Origin of the sequence: Aquimarina addita (assembly GCF_039539305.1) — a bacterium.
GTDB lineage: Bacteria > Bacteroidota > Bacteroidia > Flavobacteriales > Flavobacteriaceae > Aquimarina > Aquimarina addita.
Map to the genome: position 1 here is coordinate 1 of NZ_BAABCW010000061.1, position 1387 is coordinate 1387.

The following is a 1387-nucleotide window of genomic DNA, read 5'->3' on the forward strand; positions in this document are numbered from 1 at the left end:
TGGCTTTTGATTATCCTTTCTAAACTTACCATCTACCGAATGACCATAAATAGCACGGATATATTCTCCTTCTAATTCATGCCGTTTTTTCTCGGATTGATTGACCATATGTTGTAAGTCTTCTACTTTAAGGCTTTGCCATTCTGGATTCTTTTCTCCAAGAGACTTCAACAATAGATTGGTTTCTACCCAACCTTCATCATCTAAATTAAGATCATATTTCTCTGGGGCATGCCGTAAGGCATGGGATACTGTTTTACTTAATTCTACTAGATTCATTCTTCTATCTTTTGTAGGTCTTCACTATAATACATTCGACTTTTCTTCTTCCCATTTACTTCTAGGTAATAGTAATATCTCCGGTCTTTATTATGCCAATGTATACCTATAACCTTTCCATACTCAAGATTACCTTTAGATGAAAGATATTTGACTTTTTCAAGAGGTTTAAATTCAGGTAGTTTCTGTTCAGAAACGTAAAAGACTTCTTTCAATACACGGACGTTTAGATTTCCAAATTCAAGTATGACATAATTACCTTCGATGCTAATGCATTTATGCAGGCTCCTTATATAAGAGTATTGACCAAAGTAAGTCAGATCATAAGGATGAATATACTCCTCTTGATTTTTACTATTTACATAATAACTATGAATACTGCCCCATTTACCAATTAGATCACTCATATTTAAAAACCATTTACGACAAAGCTTGTGTCAAATGAATTTGTTGGCATTTTTTGTCTGAAAATTTGTTCAGCTTCTTGCAGCACGCTATTAGACGGCTTAAAATGTCCTGAATTATTGTTTATCTCTAAAACACGACCATCTTTAAACCGTATCATCCCAGCACTCTTAACATTCGGATTTGTTCCCCCAATTAAAGTTGGATGAGGAAAACTATTTTCAATTCCACCACGCCCACCAATAATAATATTGTCACTTTCATCAATGACATACATTAATCCTTCTCCATTGACGTTATCAGTATTAAGGAGATTACCATTTGCATCTCTTATTTTACCAGACTGTGGGTTAATATCCATATTAGCTAAATCTTTACGGGTAGTATTTTGAACGTATCTTGTCGTGCCTGGTTCAAAGATAGAATTACCAGATTCTCTGGCTCTATCCAACGAATACATGTCCAATTCAACAGCTTTGAGATTATCTGCCTTCTTCGAAATAATAGATGAGCCTTCTTCGAAGAATTCAAGTATTATTGGATTGTCATTTACCTGATCAAAAAAGTCCGGATTCTTATCTTTAACTTTACCAAGCTTACTGTATAAATCATCACTCCAATTCTGGGTTTTGCTAAGTACATCTGGATGTCTTTTTATCGCATCTGGGATAGCATCCCCGAGATAAAACATTTTTCTCCATGC

3 protein-coding genes are annotated in these 1387 nt (G+C 34.6%); all 3 read right to left on the reverse strand.

The annotated features are described in order from the left end of the window. Window positions 1-279, reverse strand: a 279-nt coding sequence (locus ABD816_RS22100; protein WP_344931083.1) for an RNA 2'-phosphotransferase, incomplete at its 3' end; no start/stop codon positions are given. Beyond that, complete coding sequence (locus ABD816_RS22105; RefSeq protein ID WP_344931085.1) at window positions 276-686, reverse strand: hypothetical protein; 411 nt, start codon at window positions 684-686, stop codon at window positions 276-278. The genes ABD816_RS22105 and ABD816_RS22100, both read right to left, overlap by 4 nt. A 2-nt stretch (window positions 687-688) precedes the next feature. Continuing rightward, window positions 689-1387 (reverse strand): hypothetical protein (locus ABD816_RS22110; RefSeq protein ID WP_344931087.1); only part of this gene is annotated, 699 nt, incomplete at its 5' end.